Source organism: Streptomyces sp. UNOC14_S4, from assembly GCF_020740835.1.
Lineage (GTDB): Bacteria > Actinomycetota > Actinomycetes > Streptomycetales > Streptomycetaceae > Streptomyces.
Window position 1 is genome coordinate 1 of sequence record NZ_JAINFC010000830.1, and the last position, 2,021, is coordinate 2,021.

Genomic DNA, 2,021 nt, shown 5'->3' on the forward strand with positions numbered 1-2,021 from the left:
GGGACGGGACGTGGGGTCCGCCGTGGGCCCGGGGCTTGTCGTAGGTGCGGGCCTCCGCGACCATTTCCCGGCCCGCCAGCGCGACCGCCCGGCCGAGGGTCGCGGCGCGCTCGGTCTGCCCCTTGCGGATGACGACCACCTCGACGTCGCGCATGCCGGTCGCGCGGCCGAACCAGCGGGCCAGCCAGCGCGCGAACTCGGGGTCGGGTGGCCGGTCCCGCGGGTCGGGAACGGACGGGAGGTCGTTGGGAGGCCAGCCCTTGACCAACTCGGCGATTTTCGGCAGGTAGGACGCGACGGTCTCGATGGGGATCATGTAGGACAGGCGCAGCCTCGGCCCCCCGAACACCGGCGTGCTCGCGTCGTCGTAGCGGCTGACGATCATTCCCAGGACGTGCCGTGTCTCCACGTCGGTGACGCCCGCCCCGCTGAAGCCGGGCCGCACGGCGTGTTCCGCCCGCCCCGGGTCGAGCTGGACCCACTCGCCGTTGGGGCCCGCGATCGTGGCGGAGAGGTAGACGCCGTTGTTGAGCGGCTTGACGGAGGGGAAGCCGCACATGGTCACGGCGCGCCCGGGGGTGGGGGCGACGCACTGCAGCGGGGCCGTGTGCTCCGCCGCCTGGGGCTCGGCGAGCCGGAGCAGTGCCACGTCGGCGCCGCCGGTGTCCGGCCGTTCCGGCTCCCAGCAGCCCTCGGCGACCCGGGCCAGGACGGCCGTGCTCCCGGGCACGCCGACGAACTCCGCGAGGACCTCGCCGTCGGGCTCCTCCTCGACGCCGTCCCAAGGGATGACATGCGCGCAGGTCAGAACGGTGTCGGCGGTCACCAGGACGCCCGCGCCCAGCGTCGTTCCGCCGTCGGGTGTCGAAATGCGCACCCGCCAAGGTTCCGAGGCCGTACGGCCGTTGACGGGACCCTCCGTCTCCTCCCCCATGGGCGCAGAGCATACGCGCGACCCGGCCGGAAGTGACCCCTAGTGACACAGAGGTCACCGTTCTGTGTGGTCGCGGTCCAGACCTGCCACCGCACGCTCCGGGGCGCTGGACAGGGCGTACGGAAGAGGCTCGCGCTCCCGTAATGCCCCCGCTACACCCCCGCTGGACCGGCTCCGCGGGCGCTCCGCGGTCACCCGTTCGCCGCAGTCGGCCCCGGCCGCGCCGCGGGACGCACGGTCACCCTGGTGACCTGCCGCTACGCCGTCCGGGGTGCCCGGAGGCGGGCCCGTGGGCCGCTGTTCTGACGTGCCGTCAGGGTGCGGCGGGAGCGGAACGCCTGTTCGCTCGGCTCGTAGGAACGCGGAACTCCCCACTCCGTTCGGTGGCACACCGGCGTGCCGCGTCCGCGTTCTCGGAGGACCAGCATGCGTACTGCACGAGTGCTCACCGGGGGCGCCCTGACCGTGACGGCCCTCGGGCTGGCGGGCGCCTCCGCGCTCGCCGGGGACTTCGGGAAGCTGGAGGTCAACCCCAGCCCCGCCCAGCCCGCCACCCAGGTCACGGTGAACACCACCGCCTGCGGCATGGACGGCACGGGCACCGGCGACGCCAGCGCCGTCGGCGGCCCGGCCTCGTTCCCGCTGAGACCGGCCACCCACAAGGAGGTCGTCGTCGGCCAGTTCACGGTCCCGGACAAGGCGAAGCCGGGCACGTACGGCATCGGCGTCAAGTGCCACAACGGCAAGGAGGCCACGGGCGACCTGACCGTCTCCTCCGGCTCCGGCACCGGCACCGGCGCGGGCCCCGGTACCGGCATCAACACCAGCACCGCGCCCTCGCCCGCCATGAGCGGCGCCGGGACGCCCACCGGCATGACCAAGCCACCGAAGGGCGGCGTCAAGACCGGCGTCGGCTCCACGAGCGAGAACTCGGGCCTGCCGGAAATCATGGCAGGCGCGGCCCTCCTGGCGACGGCGGCGGCGGGAGGCACGTGGTACCTCCGGCGGCGGACCTGAACCGGCTTCCCGTCGTGGGGGGGGCATGCCCTCCGGGCATGTCCTCAAGCGCCGGACGGGCTGGGTGGGT

The 2,021-nt window shown here is 74.0% G+C and carries 2 protein-coding genes; one reads left to right on the forward strand and one right to left on the reverse strand.

Annotation, left to right across the window (positions count from 1 at the left end; all coding sequences use genetic code 11):
- On the reverse strand, positions 1-877 hold an 877-nt coding region (locus K6I34_RS36205), incomplete at its 3' end, for a serine protease (protein ID WP_229332270.1).
- Between the two features lie 483 nt (positions 878-1,360).
- On the opposite strand from K6I34_RS36205, the gene K6I34_RS36210 reads away from it, so the two are divergent.
- Entirely contained in the window at positions 1,361-1,951 is a 591-nt protein-coding gene (locus K6I34_RS36210; RefSeq protein ID WP_229332271.1) for a hypothetical protein, read from the forward strand.
- Positions 1,952-2,021 lie beyond the last annotated feature (70 nt).